Source organism: Sphingomonas natans, assembly GCF_030546695.1.
GTDB classification, from domain to species: Bacteria; Pseudomonadota; Alphaproteobacteria; order Sphingomonadales; family Sphingomonadaceae; genus Sphingomonas_I; species Sphingomonas_I natans.
The window spans coordinates 151,733-167,648 of sequence record NZ_JAUOTP010000008.1 but is presented as its reverse complement, the minus strand read 5'-3'; the positions used below and the strand labels follow the sequence as shown (position 1 = coordinate 167,648).

At 68.3% G+C, this 15,916-nt stretch carries 16 protein-coding genes; 13 read left to right on the top strand and 3 right to left on the bottom strand.

Annotation, left to right across the window (positions count from 1 at the left end):
• Positions 1–23: 23 nt before the first annotated feature.
• The 8 genes from Q4F19_RS16730 to Q4F19_RS16695 all read left to right on the top strand — a co-directional run bounded on the left by Q4F19_RS16730 (position 24) and on the right by Q4F19_RS16695 (position 8,360).
• A complete protein-coding gene (locus Q4F19_RS16730; RefSeq protein ID WP_303544905.1) occupies positions 24–2,351 on the top strand; it encodes an FtsK/SpoIIIE family DNA translocase in 2,328 nt (775 codons plus the stop codon).
• 98 nt (positions 2,352–2,449) lie between these two features.
• A complete protein-coding gene (locus tag Q4F19_RS16725) occupies positions 2,450–2,701 on the top strand; it encodes a hypothetical protein (protein ID WP_303544903.1) in 252 nt (83 codons plus the stop codon).
• Positions 2,688–3,101, top strand: a complete 414-nt coding sequence (locus tag Q4F19_RS16720; RefSeq protein ID WP_303544900.1) for an aspartyl protease family protein — start codon at positions 2,688–2,690, stop codon at positions 3,099–3,101. Before Q4F19_RS16725 ends, Q4F19_RS16720 begins: the two co-directional genes overlap by 14 nt.
• A gap of 19 nt (positions 3,102–3,120) precedes the next feature.
• On the top strand, positions 3,121–5,061 hold the full coding sequence (locus Q4F19_RS16715; RefSeq protein WP_303544897.1) for a S9 family peptidase: 1,941 nt from the start codon (positions 3,121–3,123) through the stop codon (positions 5,059–5,061).
• Positions 5,062–5,110: 49 nt separating this feature from the next.
• A complete protein-coding gene (locus Q4F19_RS16710) occupies positions 5,111–5,716 on the top strand; it encodes a LolA family protein (RefSeq protein WP_303544895.1) in 606 nt (201 codons plus the stop codon).
• Between the two features lie 276 nt (positions 5,717–5,992).
• On the top strand, positions 5,993–6,796 hold the full coding sequence (locus Q4F19_RS16705) for an exodeoxyribonuclease III (protein ID WP_303544893.1): 804 nt from the start codon (positions 5,993–5,995) through the stop codon (positions 6,794–6,796).
• Entirely contained in the window at positions 6,793–7,863 is a 1,071-nt protein-coding gene (gene ribA, locus Q4F19_RS16700; protein WP_303544890.1) for a GTP cyclohydrolase II, read from the top strand. Before Q4F19_RS16705 ends, ribA begins: the two co-directional genes overlap by 4 nt.
• Positions 7,863–8,360 (top strand): L,D-transpeptidase family protein, encoded by a 498-nt coding sequence (locus Q4F19_RS16695; RefSeq protein ID WP_303544887.1) that lies wholly within the window; start codon positions 7,863–7,865, stop codon positions 8,358–8,360. Before ribA ends, Q4F19_RS16695 begins: the two co-directional genes overlap by 1 nt.
• Here Q4F19_RS16695 and Q4F19_RS16690 read toward each other — a convergent pair.
• A complete protein-coding gene (locus Q4F19_RS16690; RefSeq protein WP_303544881.1) occupies positions 8,347–9,012 on the bottom strand; it encodes an HAD family hydrolase in 666 nt (221 codons plus the stop codon). The two genes, Q4F19_RS16695 and Q4F19_RS16690, sit on opposite strands and share 14 nt — an antisense overlap.
• Positions 9,009–9,686 (bottom strand): YggS family pyridoxal phosphate-dependent enzyme, encoded by a 678-nt coding sequence (locus tag Q4F19_RS16685; RefSeq protein WP_303544878.1) that lies wholly within the window; start codon positions 9,684–9,686, stop codon positions 9,009–9,011. The genes Q4F19_RS16690 and Q4F19_RS16685 overlap by 4 nt, the downstream gene beginning before the upstream one ends.
• A gap of 21 nt (positions 9,687–9,707) precedes the next feature.
• Here Q4F19_RS16685 and Q4F19_RS16680 point away from each other — a divergent pair, with 21 nt between their 5' ends.
• Positions 9,708–10,247, top strand: a complete 540-nt coding sequence (locus Q4F19_RS16680) for a thiamine phosphate synthase (RefSeq protein WP_303544876.1) — start codon at positions 9,708–9,710, stop codon at positions 10,245–10,247.
• Positions 10,248–10,384: 137 nt separating this feature from the next.
• Here the strand turns inward: Q4F19_RS16680 and Q4F19_RS16675 are convergent, their stop codons facing one another.
• Positions 10,385–11,113, bottom strand: coding sequence for a hypothetical protein (locus Q4F19_RS16675; RefSeq protein ID WP_303544873.1), 729 nt, complete (start codon positions 11,111–11,113; stop codon positions 10,385–10,387).
• Between the two features lie 196 nt (positions 11,114–11,309).
• On the opposite strand from Q4F19_RS16675, the gene Q4F19_RS16670 reads away from it, so the two are divergent.
• Genes Q4F19_RS16670 through holA form a run of 4 tightly spaced genes read left to right on the top strand, consistent with a single transcriptional unit; the run spans position 11,310 to position 15,915 of the window.
• Complete coding sequence (locus Q4F19_RS16670; RefSeq protein ID WP_303544870.1) at positions 11,310–11,762, top strand: DUF3576 domain-containing protein; 453 nt, start codon at positions 11,310–11,312, stop codon at positions 11,760–11,762.
• Positions 11,763–11,766: 4 nt separating this feature from the next.
• Entirely contained in the window at positions 11,767–14,373 is a 2,607-nt protein-coding gene (gene leuS, locus Q4F19_RS16665) for a leucine--tRNA ligase (protein ID WP_303544867.1), read from the top strand.
• Positions 14,370–14,876: an LPS assembly lipoprotein LptE gene (lptE, locus tag Q4F19_RS16660; protein WP_303544863.1), complete on the top strand. Its 507-nt coding sequence runs from the start codon at positions 14,370–14,372 to the stop codon at positions 14,874–14,876. Before leuS ends, lptE begins: the two co-directional genes overlap by 4 nt.
• 13 nt (positions 14,877–14,889) lie before the next feature.
• Positions 14,890–15,915 carry a DNA polymerase III subunit delta gene (gene holA, locus Q4F19_RS16655; protein ID WP_303544858.1) on the top strand — a complete coding sequence of 342 codons (1,026 nt, stop codon included), beginning with the start codon at positions 14,890–14,892 and terminating at the stop codon, positions 15,913–15,915.
• Position 15,916: the final 1 nt, after the last annotated feature.

Sequence of the window (15,916 nt, the reverse complement as noted above, 5' to 3'; positions counted from 1 at the left end):
TGCGCAAAAGGGACGAAGCGGCGATGGCGACACGGGCGCGAGACGGAGGCTGGCAGGGCACAGTCGGCCATTTGGGCCGGCGCGGCGGGGCGATGGTGGGCGCGCTCGCGATCCTCGCGGGCATCCTCCTCACCGCCTTCGCGCTCGCCAGCTATCGGCCGACCGATCCGGGGCTGAACACTGCCGCGGGCGGCCCGCCCGCCAATGTGCTGGGCCTGCCCGGCGCGTGGATGGCGGATCTGCTGCTCACGCTCATCGGCCTGCCCGTGATCCTGCTGCTGCCGCCTTTGGTCGTGGTCGCGCTGCGGCTGTGGCGCGGCGTGGGCGCGGGCCGCTGGAAGCGGATGCTGCCGATCACCTTGCTGGCGATCCTGCTGCTCGATGCGGCGGTGGGCCTGTTCCGCGGCGAGACCGGCCTGCCTCTACCCGCGGGTCTGGGCGGCATCGTTGGCATCGGCGCATCGGCCGCTGCCGAAGCGGGGCTCGCCGCGCTGCCCGATCCCGGGCTCGCCCCGCCGATCCGGCTGGCGGGCGCGGCGCTGCTGCTGGCGCTGGGCCTGACCGTCTCGCTCTATTCGCTCGGCCTGGATGCGGCCGAGCGCGCGACACTCTTCCGGCGCCGCGAGCGCTACGAAGAGGATGAGGATTTCGTCGCCGAGGCGCCGACGATCGCGGTCGAGCCGCCGGCGAAGCGGCCCGCCAAGCCCGCGCCGCGCGCGACGATCGTGCCCGATGACGATGACGCGCCGCGCACCAACATCACCGCACCATCGCCCGCCCCGGTGATCAGCCAGCGCGTCAATCGCGAGCGGCAGGCGAAGCTGGCGCTCGGCGACACGTGGGTGCTGCCGACGCTCGACCTGCTCGCGCCCGTGCCGGTCGGCGGTGCGCTGCCGATCGACAAGCCCGCGCTGGAGCGCAATGCGCGGCTGCTGGAGACGGTGCTCGAGGATTTCCATGTGCGCGGCCACATCACCGAGGTCCGCCCCGGCCCGGTCGTGACGATGTACGAGCTGGAGCCCGCGGCCGGCATCAAGGCGAGCCGCGTCACTGCTTTGTCCGACGATATCGCGCGCAACATGTCGGCTTTGTCGGCGCGCATCGCGACCGTGCCGGGCCGGACCGTGATCGGCATCGAACTGCCCAACCAGAAGCGCGAGGCGGTCGCCTTCTCCGAAATGGTCGCGAGCCGGACGTTCGAGGAGCAGGCGCCGGGCACGCTGCCCTTAATTCTCGGCAAGAATATCGCGGGCGATCCGGTCATCGCCGATCTGGCGCCGATGCCGCATCTGCTCGTCGCGGGCACGACGGGTTCAGGCAAGTCGGTCGGGCTCAATTCGATGATCCTGTCCCTGCTCTACCGGCTGACGCCCGACGAGTGCCGGATGATCATGATCGATCCGAAGATGCTGGAATTGAGCATTTACGAGGACATCCCGCATCTGCTCGCCCCCGTCGTGACCGATCCGCCCAAGGCGATCCGCGCGCTGAAATGGGCGGTCGAGCAGATGGAGGATCGCTATCGGATGATGGCCTCGGTCGGGGTGCGCAGCATCGCCTCGTTCAACGACAAGATCCGCGCCGCCAAGGCCAAGGGCCAGCCGCTCGGGCGCAAGGTGCAGACCGGCTACGATGCCGAGAGCGGCCAGCCGATCTACGAGGAAGAGAAGCTCGAATTCGAGCCCTTGCCCAAGATCGTCATCATCATCGACGAGCTCGCCGATTTGATGATGACCGCGGGCAAGGAAGTCGAATTCCTGATTCAGCGCCTCGCGCAGAAGGCGCGCGCGGCAGGCATCCACCTCATCATGGCGACGCAGCGCCCCTCGGTCGACGTCATCACCGGCGTCATCAAGGCCAATCTGCCGACGCGGATCAGCTTCTCGGTCACCTCGAAGATCGATTCGCGCACGATCCTGGGCGAACAGGGCGCCGAGCAACTGCTGGGCAAGGGCGACATGCTCTACATGCCCGGCGGCAAACAGATCGTCCGCGTCCACGGGCCGTTCGTCTCGGACGACGAGGTCCGCGCGGTCGCCGATCACTGGAAGGCGCAGAAGACGCCCGAATATATCCAGGCGGTCACCGAGGAACCCGAGGATGGCGGGTTTGCGCTCGACGGCGCGCCCGCCGGCGACGATTCGCCCGACGCCGCGCTCTATCGCAAGGCGGTGCAGGTCGTCGCCGAATCGCAGAAGGCCTCGACCAGCTACGTCCAGCGCCAGCTGCGTATCGGCTATAACAGCGCGGCGCGGCTGATCGACCGGATGGAGAAGGAAGGTGTCGTCGGTTCCCCCGACCATGTCGGCCGCCGCGAAGTCCTGATCGATCGCAACGGCCAACCGGTCTGACACAGGCAACGCCCGGACTCGTTTTCGCCACGGTTCGACTCAAGGTTGCTGCGATAGTTGCGGCCCGTGGCACGATCGCCGGAAGTCGCGAGGACGCCATGGGACAATCTGCGCAATTGGCCGAGGTCGATCGGAATTACGATGCCTTCGTGCGCAACCTTTCGATGTATCTTCAAGACCATCGCGGCGCGTTCGCGCTCATGAAGAATGCGAACGTCATCGGATTCTATGGCAAGCCCGGCGACGCGTTCCGTGAAGGCGCCGCGCGATTCCCGGATGGAATCTTCTCGATCCAGGAAGTGACCGACGAACCGATCGATCTCGGCTTCTTGTCGCATGTCGGAAATTAGCTGGCGGATCGTAGATCGACGGCCGCTACTTCCAGTCCTGATCCTTTCGCCCGACGTCAACGATCTTCGCACTGTCGATGCCGTCGCGCTGGTCGATACGGGCGCCACTGCGAGCGCCGTCACGCGTGATCTGGCTGAGCGGCTGGCCCTTCCGGTTATTGGCAAACGTCTGGTTGCATCAGCGCACGGAGATCAGCACGTCGATCGCTATATTTTCCGGATCGGTATCCGCTTGCCCCGGGAGGGCGAGATGCCAGCCTTTCCTTTCGTTTTTGAAGCTGTGGAAGGCTTCCGTATCCGCTCGGGCTTTGCGTTCGACGCGCTTCTCGGCATGGACGTGCTTTCGCAGTGCGACCTGACCATATCGGGTGGCCAGACCGGCATTTTGCGATTCGGCTAGCGAGGGACGGGCGGACAGCATGGCTAGACTGATCTACGGACTCCTCTTCGGGATGCTTGCAGCCGGCGCCGGGGCGACCCAGGAACGCACCATCGCCCCGCCCGCCGCGATCACCGGCGATGGCGTGCCTGCGATCCCGGCGGCGCTGGCGGCGAAGACGCGGCCCTATCTCGAATATCGCGCGGCGATCTTCGAGGGCTGGAACCCGGCCACCAAGGCGGCGCTGATCGCGACCAATTTCGGCAATACGCGCCAGCTGCACGAAGTGGCGTTGCCGATGGGCGATCGGCGGCAGATCTCGTTCGAGACGGATACGATCGCAGCGGGCGATTATGCGCCGGGCAAGGGCGATGCGCTCCTTGTCCAGAAGGATGTCGGCGGCAGCGAATTCTGGCAGCTCTACACGCTCGCGAACGGCCGTCTGACCCTGCTGACCGACGGCAAGAGCCGCAACCAGATCGGCGCCTGGTCGCGCGACGGACATTGGCTCGCCTACAGTTCGACGCGCCGCAACGGGACGGACAGCGACCTCTATATCGTCGATCCGCGCGACCCGAAGAGCGACCGCATGCTCGCGCAGCTCAGCGGCGGCGGCTGGTCGGTGACCGGCTTCACGCCCGACGGGACGAGCGCGATCGTGCGGCGCTATGTGTCGATCGCGAAGAGCGACCTGTTCCTGATGGACATCGCCAACGGCGCGATGCGGCCGATCGGGGATCACAAGAAAGCGATATCCTACGCCGACGCGCGCTTCGCCAAGGACGGCGTGCTGTGGGCGACATCGGACGAGGGATCGGCCTTCCAGCGGCTCGGCACGATCGATCCGAGCAGCGGGATCTTTACGCCCGTCCCCGGCCAGACGAAATGGGACGTCGAATTGTTCTCGCTTTCGGCCGAGGGCGATTTCGTCGCCTTCGTCATCAACGAGGCGGGAGTCAGCCGTCTCAAGGTGCTGGACACGCGGACGGGCGCCATCCGCCCGGTCGCCGATCTGCCGGTCGGCGTGATCTCCGCGCTCAAGGTCGCGCCGTGGGGCGAGATCGGGCTGAGCCTCGCCTCGGCGCGCGCGGCGAGCGACATCTATTCGGTCGAGCCCAAGACGCTGAAGGTCACGCGCTGGACGCAGAGCGAGACGGGCGGGCTGGATCCGGCCGCGAACGTCGAGCCGGAGCTGGTGACGGTGAAGAGCTTCGACGGCGAAACCGTCTCGGGCTTCCTCTACCGGCCCGATCCGAAGAAATTCCCCGGCAAGCGCCCGCTGATCGTCGACATCCACGGCGGGCCCGAGAGCCAGACCCGGCCGGGCTTCCTCGGCCGCGCTAACTATTATCCGAACGAGCTGGGCGTCGCGCTCTTCTATCCCAATGTCAGGGGTTCGAGCGGCTACGGCAAGCGCTTCGTCGGGCTCGATGACGGACCGTTCAAGCGCGAGGATTCGGTCAAGGATATCGGCGCCTTCCTCGATCGGCTCGTCGCCGACCCGCAGATCGATGCGGCGCGGATCGGCGAGACCGGCGGCAGCTATGGCGGCTATATGTGCTACGCCAGCGCGATCCGGTACGGGCCGCGCTTCAAGGGCGCGATCTGCCTGCGTGCCGTCTCCGGCTTCGTCTCGCTGCTCGAACATACGCAGAGCTATCGCCGCGATCTGCGCCGCGTCGAATATGGCGACGAGCGCGATCCCAAGCAGCGCGCCAAGCTGCTCGCCATCTCCCCCGTCACGCATGTCGCGGAGATCAAGATCCCGCTCGTGATCATCACCGGCGGCAACGATCCGCGCGTGCCGCCGTCCGAATCGGAGCAGATGGTCAAGGCGGTGCGCGCCAACAACGTCCCCGTCTGGCACGTCCTCGCCGCCGACGAGGGGCATGGCTATGTGAAGAAGGACAATCTTGATTATCAATTCTGGGCGAGCCTGCTCTTCTGGCAGAAGAATCTGCTCGGCCCCGGGGGCAAGTGACCGCGCCGAGTTCAGTGCGGGTTCAATCCGCCCGCGGCAGGGTCACCGGATGATCCGATATCCTGTCACGGCGCTCGCCGCCGCTTTCGCCGTGCCGGTATATGCCGCGCCGGCGCCCGAACTCGTCCAGGTCCAGGCGCATCTGCGCGCGGTGACGACGATGACCGCCGCCTTCCAGCAGATCGACGCGACCGGCAAGACGCGCGCCGGCATGCTGACGCTGAAGCGGCCGGGCAAGATCCGCTTCCAATATGAAAAAGGCGTACCGCTGCTGATCGTCGGCGACGGCAAGGCCCTGACGATGATCGACTATCAGGTGCGGCAGGTGTCGCGCTGGCCGATCGGCGATTCGCCGCTCGCCGCCCTGATCGATCCGAATCGCGACGTCTCGCGCTACGGCCGGCTGATCCCGGCCCCGCCGGGGCGGATTCTGGTGGAGGGCAAGGATCCCAAGCATCCCGAATTCGGGACGATCACGATCGGCTTCACGAAGGCACCGAGCGCGCCCGGCGGGCTGATGCTGGCGGGCTGGACGGTGATGGATGCGCAGGGAAATCGATCGACCGTCGTGCTGACCGACCAGCGATTCGGGATGGCGATCAGCGACAAGGCGTTCCTCTGGAGCGACCCGCGCCCGCAAAATCGCGGACGCTGATCACCCATTCATGTTCGCGACAGGTCCCCTGTCCTAAACAGATTTTGCGGTCGCGAAGCCGCTCCTCGGATTCCCCCCTGTTCCCGAGGGCACTTGCTTCGCTTCCTGCCTGCGTGACGAACGCCAGGTCGGCCCTCGCTCCAAGCCCCCGGAGCGAGGGCCATTCCGTTTTCGGGCCAGGCCCGATCGGACCAGCCAACATCATACGAAACCGACGTTGACACTCAGGCCCGCCCCGCTGGCGGAGCGCCGCGCCCGTCGCTACATCGCACGCCTATGGCCGCCCTCAAGATCGCTTCGTGGAACATCAATTCGGTGCGCGCGCGGATCGGCATCGTCGAACAGTTCCTGACCACAGAGAATCCCGACATCCTCTGCCTGCAGGAGACGAAGGCGGCCGACGACGCCTTCCCGGCGCAGGCCTTTCACAAGATGGGCTATGTCCACCAGCGGCTGCACGGCCAGCGCATGCATCATGGCGTGGCGATCCTGAGCAGGATCCCGTTCCGCGACGCGTCGGACGCATGCTGGCGCTACGACTGGCAGGACAATGGCGAGGCGCGGCATGTCGGCGTCTGGCTGGAGGCCGGCTTCCGGCTCGAAAATGTCTATGTGCCCGCAGGCGGCGACGTGCCCGATCCCGCGGTCAATCCGAAGTTCGCGCAGAAACTCGCCTTCGTCGAGCGGATGGTCGACTGGTCGCGCTGCCTGAGCGAGCCGACGTTGGTGGTCGGCGACTTCAACATCGCCCCGCTGGAGTGCGACGTCTGGAGCCACAAGCAATTGCTCGACGTCGTCAGCCACACGCCGGTCGAAGTCGAGCTGCTCGGGCGGATGCAGGCGGCGCACGACTGGGTCGATCTCGGCCGCCATTTCTATCCGGCGCCGGCGCGGCTGCACACATGGTGGAGCTACCGCTCGCCCGACTGGACGGTCAATGATCGCGGCCGGCGGCTCGATCATATGTGGGCAAGCCCGGCGCTCGCGGCCAAGGCGACCGCGCATACGGTCCACGAATCGTGCCGCAACTGGCTGAAGCCGTCGGACCATGTGCCGCTCGTCACCGAGTTCGAGGTGTGAGCGCAGCCGACCCGCGCGCGGCGGCGCAGGCGATCGACGCGCTGCGGCGCGGCTGGCCGGTGACGATCACGAGCGACACCGGCGCGGCGACGGTGCTGGCGGTGGAGACCGCCGACGATGCGCGGCTTGCGGCCTATGATCCGGCGGCCGCCGCCGACCTTTTGCTCTCCTCGCACCGCGCGACGGTGCTGAAGCTCGCCAACCAGCGCGATGCGGCGACGCCGGGCCTGCCGGTGCTGGTCGAACGGGTGCGCTGGCTGGATCTGCCCGCCGCGCATGCGCTGGCCGATCCGGCGCACGACCTCGCGACCCCGCTCAAGGGCCCTTACCGGACGAAGCCGCTCGCCGATGCGGGGACCGCAGCCGCCGCGCTGGCGCTCGCGCGGCTCGCCGGGCTGCTGCCTGCCCTGTTCCTGATCGACGGCGCGATCGAGGGAGCGACGCCCGTCTCCGCCGCTTCTGTCGTCGGTTATGAGGACCCCGCGCAGCTCGTCATCGCCGTGCGCGCGCGGCTGCCGGTGGCGGCTGCCGAGCGCGCCGAGATCATTGCCTTCCGCGGGCCGGCCGATGCGGGCGAGCATGTCGCGCTCGTGATCGGTACGCCCGACGGGACGCCGCCGCTGGTGCGCCTGCACAGCGAATGCCTGACCGGCGACGTGCTCGGCAGCCTCAAATGCGATTGCGGCCCGCAGCTGGCGGAGGCGCTGAAGGAGATTGCCGGGGTCGGCTGGGGCATATTGCTCTATCTGCGGCAGGAGGGGCGCGGCATCGGGCTGGTCAACAAATTGCGCGCTTATGCGCTGCAGGATCAGGGCTTCGACACGGTCGATGCCAATCTGCGGCTGGGCTTCGCGATCGATGCGCGCGATTTCGGCGTCGCCGCGCGGATGCTGACGTTGCTCGGGCAGGAGCGAGTCCGGCTGCTGACCAACAACCCGGCCAAGGTGACGGGGCTCACCGCGCACGGCATCGAGGTCGTCGAGCGGCTGCCGTTGGTGCTGCCCGCGAACCCGCACAACGCGCATTATCTCGATGTGAAGCGCGATCGGACCGGGCATCTGCTGTGATGCTGGTGGCCGATACGCGCGCGGGGCTGCTGCGCGGGCCGATAGGCGACATCGCCTGCAGCATCGGACGGGGCGGGACGATCGCGGCGGCGGACAAAAGCGAGGGCGATGGCGCGACGCCGCTTGGCGATTGGCCGATCCGGGGCGTGTTGCTGCGGCCCGATCGCGTGGCTCCCCTGTCGCTGGCTTTACCCTGGCGCTGGCTGCGGCGCGACGATGGCTGGTCGGACGACAGCGCCGACCCCGCTTATAATCGCCCCATCCGCCACCCGCATCCCTATTCGGCGGAGCGGCTATGGCGCGACGACGGGCTCTACGACGCGATCGTCATCCTGGGCCACAATGACGCGCCGGCCGTGGCCGGCGCGGGCAGCGCGATCTTCCTGCATTGCTGGCGCGACGGCGCGACGACCGAGGGCTGCGTTGCTATCGCGCGCGACGCCTTGCTGACGCTGCTGCCGGCGCTTCGGCCCGGAGACCTGCTCAGGATCGAATGAAGGCGGCGACTTCGATGAAATCGTGCGCGATTCTCGAAACGCCGAGCGCGCGCAGCCGATCGGCATGGCCCAGGCCGCAATGGCGCCCGGCGCACAGCCCGATGACGGTGGCGCCCGAGGCGACCGCGCCGGTCGCGCCCACCACCGAATCCTCGAGGATGACGGTGCGTTCGATCGGCACGCCGAGCGCAGCGGCGGCGAAAAGATAGATGTCGGGCGCGGGCTTGCCGCGCACGACATGCTCGCGGCCGCTGAAGATCCGATCGCCGAATGCATCGCGCAAGCCCAGATGATCGAGACGCGCGACGATCCAGGCGGTCGAGCTGGACGAGGCGATCGCGATCGGCAGATCCGCGGGCAAGCCGCGCACGAACGCGATAGCGCCCGCGACCGGATCGAGGCCCTCGGCCATTTCGCGCGCCTGTTCGGCCTGGCGGATCGCCTGGAAATCGTCGGGCAGGCGCCGCCCGGCCCAGCCCTCGACCGCGCCGATGAAATCCGCGCCCGCGAGCCCCATGAACTGCGTCATCGCCTCTTCGGGGGCGATCGGGTGGCCGAGGTTCGTCAGATACTCGGCGAGATGACGATTGCCGGAATGCTCGCTCTCGAGCAGCACGCCATCGAAATCGAAGATGATCGCGTCGGGCGTCATCCGCGCCCTCCGAACAGAGCGGTGCCGACGCGCACGCAGGTCGCGCCAAGCATCACCGCGGTCTCGTAATCGCTCGACATGCCCATGCTGAGGCCAGGCAAATCGTGGCGGCGGGCAAGCTCGGCGAGCAGGGCGAAATAGGGCGCGGCCTCGGTCTCGGCGGGCGGCACCGCCATCAGGCCGACGATCGGCAGGCCCGCGTCGCGCGCCTGCGCCAGCAAAGCGGGCAGATCGGCGATCGCGCAGCCGGCCTTTTGCGGCTCCTCGCCGATATTGACCTGCAGATAGCAATCGGGGCGCTTGCCGGCCGCGTCCATCGCCGCGGCGAGCGCGGTCACGAGCGAAGGCCGATCGACGGCGTGGATCGCATCGAACAGATCGACCGCATCGCGCGCCTTGTTCGACTGGAGCTGGCCGACGAGATGGAGGCGGACATCCGGGAACAGGCCGCGCAAGGCCGGCCATTTGCCCGCCGCCTCCTGCACGCGATTCTCGCCGAAGCTGCGCTGGCCAGCAGCGAGCAACGGCACGATCGCCTCGGCGGGATGCGTCTTGGAGATGGCGATCAGCTCGACGCCGCTCGGCGCGCGCCCCGCCAAACCGGCGGCGCGGGCGAGCGCGGTGCGGACCTCCGCCAGATTTTGCGCGGCGGTCGGAATTTCGGGCTGGGGCATCGCGCCCCTATAGGAGGGGCCATGCCCGCTCGCCAACCCGTGCCGACGTTGTGGCTGTTCACCGACGAGCGCGCCGATATCGGGCTTGAGCGCGCGCTGGGGCGGCTACCGCGCGGCGCGGGAATCGTGTTTCGCCACCACGCCACCCCACGCGCGGCGCGGCGGGCGCGGTTCGAGACGGTGCGGCGGATCGCCAAGGCGCGCGGGCTCGTCCTCATTTTGGCCGGCGATCCGCGCGATGCGATCGGCTGGGGCGCGGATGGCTGGCACGGGCGCGGGGTGCTTCGGCTGCCGCTGCGATTCCGGACCGCACCGGTGCATGATCCGCGCGAACTGGTCGCCGCACGACGAGCAGGCGTGGATGTCGCCTTTGTTTCGCCTGTCTTCGCGACCCGGTCGCATCCGGGCGCGCCTGCATTAGGTCCGATCCGACTCGGGCAGATGGCAAAGCGATCGACGCTGACGATCGTCGCGCTCGGCGGGATGGATGCGCGGCGCTATCGGCGGATGCGCGCGCTCGGCGCTTCGGGCTGGGCGGCGATCGACGCGTGGAGCAGCTAACCTGCGGCGGTTTCTGGAGGAACTCCTTTACCGTTCGTGCTGAGCGTGCCGAAGCACAGCTCTTCTTGGCGGCAAAAAACACGGCACTTCGACAAGCTCAGTGCGAACGGCACGAGGGAAACTTATCCGCCGACGAATCAGAAGCGGAAGGTCGTGCCCAGATAGACGGACTGGCTGTCGCGGCGATCGTCGACGAGCGACTGGAACTGCTCGCGCTGCGCACGATAGCGGACGCCGCCGGTCACATCGAGATTGTGCGTGAGCGCGTAGGTCGTGCCCAGGCCCAGCGACCAGCTCTGATCGATGCCGACCGCGATCGGACGATCGCCCGCGGCGCGATCGGCAGCGAGATCCAGCTTCGTCGCCCAGCGGCGGCCATAATAAGCCAAGCCGATATCGGCCGATTCGCGGCCATCGGGGAGCAGCCCGCCATCGGTGCGCGACATGTCGCCCGAGATGGCGAAGCGCTTCCAGCCGACCGACATGCCGAGGCTGTAGGCCGACGGCGCGATATCGGCGGCGATCGCGAGATTGCGCGCGGCCTCCGCCTTCGTGACGACGCGCGAGCGGACCGCCACGGTGATCGCGCGGCTCTTGGCCGGCGCTGCCGGCGTGAAGCGGAAGGCGCCGCCTGCGAAATTGGACGTGCCGAGCCCGCTGCGCGCGAAGGCTGCGGCCATGCGCGGATCGGCGGCGGCGGGGGTGAAGGCGCCGAAGCCGGACATGGCCAGCGGCGATCCCTTGGCACTCTTGGCGCGCGGCGCCCGGGCCGAGGCAGGCGCGAGCGACAGCGCGGCGACGAGCGCGAGCGCGCCGCCCCATTTCGCCATCCTGTCACCCGTGCCGATCATCAGACTTGGACTCACCCCTGTTGCAATGTCGCCTACCATACAGCGCGCGCAACGTTCCACGCCGATATCCGAATCTTTTCGGTCTGTTGCACCTTATCCACAGGGCGACCATTGCGGCCGGAATGGCTGCGACGGGCCGCGCTTGCGGGTGTGGCGGCGCATCTATAACGGTGCCGCTCTTTCGCAAGCCCCTAATTCCAAGGTTTGATCCATGAACCGTGCCGCCCGCATCGCCCTCGGCCTCGTCCTGTGCACGAGCCTCGCCGCCTGCGGGGGTGGCCTGTTCGGCCATCGGGACAAGAAGGCGCCGACCGCCAAGCAGCTCGCGCCGGCGCGGATCACGACGATCGGTGTCAACGCCTATCTGTGGCGCGCAACGCTCGACACGCTCTCGTTCATGACGATCGCGCAGACCGATTCTAACGGCGGCGTCATTGTCACCGAATGGTATGTGAACCCGGCGATCCGCACCGAGCGGATGAAGGCTTCGGTCGCGATCCTCGATCAGGAGCTGCGCGCCGATGCGGTGCGCGTCTCCACCGCGCGCCAGATCCTGCAGGGCGGCCAGTGGGTCGATACGTCGGTCCAGGCGGGCACCAACCAGAAGCTGGAGGAGGTGATCCTCCAGAAGGCGCGCGACCTCAGGCGCAACGCCGCCGGCTGATCCGATGAGCGACGACCGGAACGACCGGCAGGCTGCGCGCTTCGATCCGGCCGCCGCCGATAGCCGCTGGCAGCAGGAATGGGCCGCGCGCGGGACCTTCCACGCCGACGACGACAGCCCCAAGCCCAAGAGCTACGTGCTCGAGATGTTTCCCTATCCATCGGGGCGCATCCACATGGGGCATGTCCGCAACTATACGATGGGCGACGTGCTGGCGCGCTTCCGGCGGATGACCGGGCACGAGGTGCTCCACCCGATGGGCTGGGACGCGTTCGGCATGCCCGCCGAGAATGCGGCGATGGAGAAGGGCGTCCATCCGGGCGACTGGACGCGTGCCAATATCGCGGCAATGCGCGAGCAGCTTCAGCGGATCGGCTTCGGGCTCGACTGGAGCCGCGAGCTGGCGACCTGCGAACCCGAATATTATGGCCAGGAGCAGGCGCTGTTCCTCGACATGTTCGCGGCGGGCCTCGTCTATCGCAAGGAAAGCGCGGTCAATTGGGACCCGGTCGACATGACCGTGCTCGCCAACGAGCAGGTCATCGACGGGCGCGGCTGGCGCTCGGGCGCGCTCGTCGAGCGGCGCAAGCTCAGCCAGTGGTTCCTCAAGATCACCGATTTCGCCGACGAGCTGCTGGAAGGGCTGGAGAGCCTCGACCAGTGGCCCGACAAGGTGAAGCTCATGCAGGCGAACTGGATCGGGCGATCCAGGGGGCTGCGCCTCCATTTCGCGCTGGACGGCGGCCCACTGCCGGGCGTCGAGGTCTTCACAACCCGGCCGGACACGATCTTCGGCGCGTCGTTCGTCGCGGTGTCGGTCGATCATCCGCTCGCGCAGGCGCTCGTCGCCGCCGGGACGCCCGGAATCGACGCGTTCGTCGCCGAATGCCGGCGCACGGGCACGGCGGCGGCCGAGATCGAGACCGCCGAGAAACTGGGCTTCGATACCGGCCTGTCTGCGGTGCATCCGCTTGATCCGACGTGGAAACTTCCCGTCTTCATAGCGAATTTCGTGCTGATGGACTATGGCACCGGCGCGGTGTTCGGCGTGCCCGCGCACGACCAGCGCGATCTCGATTTCGCGCGCAAATATATGCTGCCGGTGACGCGCGTCGTCGCCGCTTCGCCCGAGCAGGCCGAAGCGCCGATCCACGACGAGGCGGACAGCACGCCGGGCTTGATGGTCCATTCGCGCTTCCTCGACGGGATGACCTCGGAGGCCGCCAAGGCCGCCGTCATCGCCCGCGCCGAGAGCGAGGGCTGGGGCACCGGCACGACCGTGTTCCGGCTGCGTGACTGGGGGGTGAGCCGCCAGCGTTACTGGGGCACGCCGATCCCGATCGTCCACTGCGGCACGTGCGGCGTCGTCGCGGTGCCCAAGGCGCAGCTGCCGATCGTGCTGCCCGAGGATGTCAGCTTCGACATCCCCGGCAATCCGCTCGACCGCCACCCGACCTGGAAGCATGTCGATTGCCCGAAGTGCGGCCAGCCCGCGCGGCGCGAGACCGACACGCTCGATACGTTCGCGGATTCGTCCTGGTATTATATCCGCTTCGCCAGCGGCCCGGTCGACAGACCGTTCGACAAGGCCGTCGCCGAGCGCTGGCTGCCGGTCGGCCAATATATCGGCGGGGTCGAGCATGCGATCCTGCACCTGCTCTATGCGCGCTTCTGGACGCGCGCGCTGCGCCATCTCGGCCAGCTCGACATCGCCGAGCCCTTCACCGGCCTGTTCACGCAGGGGATGGTGACGCACGAGACCTACCAGACGAAGGTCGATCTGCCCGCCACGCCCGAGGAGAAAGGCGCGCTCGGCACCGATACGGTGAGCGTCTCGACTTGGGTCGCGCCCGAGGATCTCGATCGCCGCGCCGACGGCCTCTTCCACCGCCCGACCGGCCATCCGGTCCATGTCGGGCGCGTCGAGAAGATGTCCAAGTCCAAGAAGAATACGGTCGATCCGGCGCCGATCCTCGATCGCTATGGCGCGGATGCGGCGCGCTGGTTCATGCTCTCGGATTCGCCCCCCGAGCGCGATCTGCCGTGGAGCGAGGCCGGGATCGAGGGCGCGGCGCGGCTGGTCCAGCGCGTGTGGCGTTTGACCGAGCCCGCTTTGGACACGGTAGACGCCAGCAACGGCGACATCAGCTTGCGCAAATTGCTCCACCGGACGAGCGCCGGGATCGCCGAGGATGTCGAGGCGCTGCAGTTCAACAAGGCCGTCGCCAAGATCTTCACATTGCTCGGCGCACTCGAGAAAGCGGCCCCCTCGCCCGACCGGCGCGAGGCCGCACGAACATTGATCCTGCTCGTCGCGCCGATGATCCCGCATCTTGCCGAATCGGCGTGGGAGCGGATCGGCGGCGACGGGCTCGTCGCCGACGCGGCCTGGCCCGTGGTCGACCCGGCGATGCTCGTCGACGACGAGGTGACGATCGCGATCCAGGTCAACGGCAAGCTGCGCGACACGATCATGGCCGCCAAGGGCGCGCCGAAGGACGAGCTGGAAGCGCTGGCGATCGCGAGCGCAAAGGTGCAGATCATCCTCGCGGGGGCGAGCCCCAAGAAGGTGATCGTCGTGCCCGATCGACTCGTGAACATCGTCGCATGAAGCGGATCGCTCTCGCGCTGGCGCTCGCCGCCGCTCTCCCGCTGCTCAACGGCTGCGGCCTGCACCCGCTTTATGCCGCGGGCGGCAAAGGGCCGGTCGCGCAGACGCTCAGTTCGGTCGAGGTCGGCCCGATCGGCGGCAAGAATGGCTGGCTGGTGCGAACCGCGCTCGTCGATCGGCTCGGCCAGAAAGGCGCGTCGCGCTATCGGCTGGATGTCGAGCTGGACGACCAGATCCTGGGCATCGGCGTGCGCACCGACAACACCGTGACGCGCGAGCGGCGGACGCTGCGCGCGCGCTACAAGCTCGTCGATGCCGAAGCGGGCACCGTGCTGCTCGATGCGACCGCGGGATCGGATGCGGGCATCGACGTGGTCACCTCCGAATATGCGGTGATCGCGGCCGAGCAGACCGCGCTGGAGCGGCTGTCGGGCGAGGTTGCCGACCAGATCGTCGCGCGTCTCGCGCTCTACGCCTCGCGCACCAAGACCGCCGACCAATGACGCGGGGCGCGCGATGAAGCCCGCCGAGGCGCGGCTGGTCCGCGCGCTCGATGCCGCCGACCCCGCGATCCGCCTCTATCTGTTCTACGGCCCCGACGAGGCAGGGGCGCGCGCGCTCGCGGCGCGGCTGGGCAAGGCGATGGGGGAAGGCGTCGAGCGCGTAGATTTCACCTCCTCGCAGCTCAAGAGCGATCCCGCGCGGCTGGCCGACGAGGCGGCTTCCATCTCGATGTTCGGCGGGCGGCGCTGGATCCGGCTCGATCCCGCGACCGACGACGCCGCCGAAGCGGTGGCAGCTCTGCTGGAGGCGTCGGCGGCGGGCAATCCGGCGGTCGCGATCGGGCCGGGGCTGCGCAAGGATTCGAAGCTCGTGAAGGCTGCCACCGCGAGCGACGCGGCAATCGTCCATGCCTGCTATGCGCCCGAGGGCCGCGATGCCGACGGCTTGGCTGCCGAGATGGGGCGCGCGCTCGGTCTGTCGATGCGCCCCGATGTCGCGCGCCGGCTCGTCGCTGCCGCTTCGAACGACCGGGCGGTGCTCGCGCAGGAACTGAAGAAGCTCGCGCTCTACGTCGACGCCGCGCCGGATCAGGTGCGCGAGATCGGCCATGAGGCGCTCGATGCGCTCGGCGCGGGTATCGAGGAGGGCGACCTGACCCGGCTCGCGCATGCCGTGTTCGGCGGCGAGGCGGCCACCGCCGACTCCGAGCTCAAGCGCCTGACGAGCGAGGGGATCGAGGGGGTGCCCGTCCTGCGTGCGCTGAGCCGGCGGGCGTTGCTGTTGGCGCAGTTGCGTGGGCAGATGGAAGGCGGCGAGGGGATCGATCGGGTGATGGAGACCGCCGGCCGCGCGATCTTCTGGAAGGAGACCGCCGCGGTCCGCTCCGAACTGTCGCGCTGGACCGCCGAGTCGCTCAGCATCGCGATCGGGAGGCTCGGCGAGGCCGAGCGGCGGCTGAAGACGACGGGCTATGCGGGCAGCTTCGTGGCCGACGAGGAGATACTCGCGATCAGTCGCCACGCCGCGCGGCGGCGCTAGT

Excerpts from the sequence above, each read along its gene's own strand:
- Q4F19_RS16730 (WP_303544905.1), top strand. The coding sequence starts at position 24 with ATGGCGACACGGGCGCGAGACGGAGGCTGGCAGGGCACAGTCGGCCAT.
- Q4F19_RS16725 (WP_303544903.1), top strand. The coding sequence starts at position 2,450 with ATGGGACAATCTGCGCAATTGGCCGAGGTCGATCGGAATTACGATGCC.
- Q4F19_RS16720 (WP_303544900.1), top strand. The coding sequence starts at position 2,688 with ATGTCGGAAATTAGCTGGCGGATCGTAGATCGACGGCCGCTACTTCCA.
- Q4F19_RS16715 (WP_303544897.1), top strand. The coding sequence starts at position 3,121 with ATGGCTAGACTGATCTACGGACTCCTCTTCGGGATGCTTGCAGCCGGC.
- Q4F19_RS16710 (WP_303544895.1), top strand. The coding sequence starts at position 5,111 with ATGATCCGATATCCTGTCACGGCGCTCGCCGCCGCTTTCGCCGTGCCG.
- Q4F19_RS16705 (WP_303544893.1), top strand. The coding sequence starts at position 5,993 with ATGGCCGCCCTCAAGATCGCTTCGTGGAACATCAATTCGGTGCGCGCG.
- Q4F19_RS16695 (WP_303544887.1), top strand. The coding sequence starts at position 7,863 with ATGCTGGTGGCCGATACGCGCGCGGGGCTGCTGCGCGGGCCGATAGGC.
- Q4F19_RS16690 (WP_303544881.1), bottom strand. The coding sequence starts at position 9,012 with ATGACGCCCGACGCGATCATCTTCGATTTCGATGGCGTGCTGCTCGAG.
- Q4F19_RS16685 (WP_303544878.1), bottom strand. The coding sequence starts at position 9,686 with ATGCCCCAGCCCGAAATTCCGACCGCCGCGCAAAATCTGGCGGAGGTC.
- Q4F19_RS16680 (WP_303544876.1), top strand. The coding sequence starts at position 9,708 with ATGCCCGCTCGCCAACCCGTGCCGACGTTGTGGCTGTTCACCGACGAG.
- Q4F19_RS16670 (WP_303544870.1), top strand. The coding sequence starts at position 11,310 with ATGAACCGTGCCGCCCGCATCGCCCTCGGCCTCGTCCTGTGCACGAGC.
- leuS (WP_303544867.1), top strand. The coding sequence starts at position 11,767 with ATGAGCGACGACCGGAACGACCGGCAGGCTGCGCGCTTCGATCCGGCC.
- lptE (WP_303544863.1), top strand. The coding sequence starts at position 14,370 with ATGAAGCGGATCGCTCTCGCGCTGGCGCTCGCCGCCGCTCTCCCGCTG.
- holA (WP_303544858.1), top strand. The coding sequence starts at position 14,890 with ATGAAGCCCGCCGAGGCGCGGCTGGTCCGCGCGCTCGATGCCGCCGAC.